This window comes from Arsukibacterium sp. (genome assembly GCF_036735525.1).
Taxonomy (GTDB): Bacteria; Pseudomonadota; Gammaproteobacteria; order Enterobacterales; family Alteromonadaceae; genus Alishewanella.
Genome location: NZ_DAINOE010000195.1, coordinates 1 through 2,070, shown reverse-complemented (window position 1 = coordinate 2,070; position 2,070 = coordinate 1). Strand labels below are relative to the sequence as shown.

Below are 2,070 nucleotides of genomic sequence, written 5' to 3'. Positions count from 1 at the left end.
AATTATCTGACTATCCAGGGAAGCGCCGACGCCGATGCTATGGTGTTTTGTCAACGGCAATCCAATTTTGACCCACTTACCGCTTAAAACGGTAATCTAAATTTGACCCACCCCGGGTTTCTTTTCAACTTAACGTACTTTCTGCTGCCGGTATGACACCCGCTGTTCTTTTGCCTTTTAACCGATAACTATTCCCGCTGATTTGCACGATATGCGCATGATGTAACAGCCTGTCTAGTAGCGCCGCAGTTAGGGTTTGATCATCAGCAAACGCCGTTGACCACTGTGAGAACGGCAGGTTACTGGTCACAATAACACTGCCTTGTTCATAGCGTTTCGCTATCACGTTAAAGAACAGATTGGCTTCATCCCGGCCAAACGGCAGGTAGCCGATTTCATCTATCACCAACAGTTTTGGTGATAGCACACTGCGCTTTAAATAGGCCTCCAGGCGGCCCTGTTTCTTTGCTGTCGCCAGTTGCAGCATTAAATCTGCCGCGGTAATAAAGCGCACTTTGATACCTCGCATAATGGCACTGTATGCCAGAGCTATCGCCAGATGGCTTTTGCCCACGCCACTGGGGCCAAGCAGGACGATATTTTCCTGGCGCTCAATAAAGGCCAGGCTGGTCAGCTCCAGTAGTTGTTTGCGTGGTGCGCCGGTGGCGAAGCGGAAGTCATAATCATCGAAGTGCTTTATTGCTGGTAAGCCAGCGGTTTTGAGTAACATCTCCCGCGTGCGCTGCATTCTGGCATCCAGTTCGCTTTGCAACAGGCTTTCGAGGAAGTCGGCGAAGCTTTTACCTTGGGCAGCACTGTGGTCAGCGATAGCTGACCATTCGGTTGCCATGGCCGGCAGTTTTAATACCTCACAGGCATGTTGTATGCGCTGAAGTTGCAGGTTCATGGCCGTACCTCCAGCAGTTGGTCATACACCGATAACGGATGCTGCAAGCTTTCCCTTGGCATTGCATAGCGCGTGGTCTGCCTGATGTCAGCTTGGCGCGGTTTAATCCCGCTGGGTAGCGCCTGTAAGCTCAAGCGCTCTTTCGCCAGTAACACCGCAGGCTTCTCGCCAGTCGTGCCATGGATGCGCTGATTGGCGACATCATGTAGCCAGGGGCCGATATGCGCATTCGCGGTGTCAACATCGAGCACGAGGCCAGCCTGTTTTAAGCTGGCAGCCAGTGGCGTGATAAAACTGCCTTTTAAATAGCCATTGAAGCGCTCAACCTTGCCCTTGGTTTTTGCCCGGTAAGGACGGCAGGCTTTAAGTTTGAAGCCGTAATCTTTAGCCATTTCCAGTAGCTTGGCATTCCAGCGGTGCGCACCTTCACCGTAGGCATCGCGTTCAATCATGATGCATTTGGCATTATCAAACAGCAGCTCTTTAGGCACGCCACCGAAGTAATCCAGTGCAGCCTCAATGCCCAACAGCCAGTCTTCCTGGCGCTCATATTCACTAAATCGAACATAGGTAGCGCGGCTAAACCCCAAGGTCGCAACAAAGCCTTTAAGCTTATAACGCCCGCGGCGAATGGTAGTAAAGTCGATTTGTAGCTGTTGGCCAGGTGCCGTTTCAAAGCGCTTCACCGGCTCATGCTGCTGTGGTTTAAGAGGCCGGATATAGTTCTTCAGAATACCTTCTTTGCCAGTAAATCCTTTAGCCTGGATCTCACGGAACAATACCGTTGCCGGTATCCAATCAGGCTTAGCCGCCGCGATGCGCTCCATCAGATACGTCTTAAATGGGTCAAGTTTTGAAGCCCGATCAGCACGTTCGCTATAGGCTGGCGTTCTGGCAATATCCCGCAGGTACTTACGCACGGTATTGCGCGAGACATGTAATGTTTTGGCGATAGCACGAATGCTGTGACCTTGCCGGTGTAACACATGAATTTCCACTAATGACTCCTGAGTCAGCATTAAAATTACACCGCCTTATCGAATTAATGACGGCGGCAATTTTGCCTCAGGTGGGTCAATTTTAAATTGTCGTTAGTGGGTCAGTTTTACATTGTCGGTGACATTTATGGGGGCATCAGCTTACGCACGAGTCAATATGGACTC

Annotated in this window: 2 protein-coding genes; both read right to left on the bottom strand. The window is 50.7% G+C overall.

Annotation, left to right across the window (positions count from 1 at the left end; genetic code table 11):
- Positions 1 to 124 precede the first annotated feature (124 nt).
- Complete coding sequence (gene istB, locus V7D78_RS17210; protein ID WP_333609678.1) at positions 125 to 907, bottom strand: IS21-like element helper ATPase IstB; 783 nt, start codon at positions 905 to 907, stop codon at positions 125 to 127.
- Positions 904 to 1,926: an IS21 family transposase gene (istA, locus tag V7D78_RS17205; protein ID WP_333609677.1), complete on the bottom strand. Its 1,023-nt coding sequence runs from the start codon at positions 1,924 to 1,926 to the stop codon at positions 904 to 906. The genes istB and istA overlap by 4 nt, the downstream gene beginning before the upstream one ends.
- Between the last annotated feature and the right edge of the window lie 144 nt (positions 1,927 to 2,070).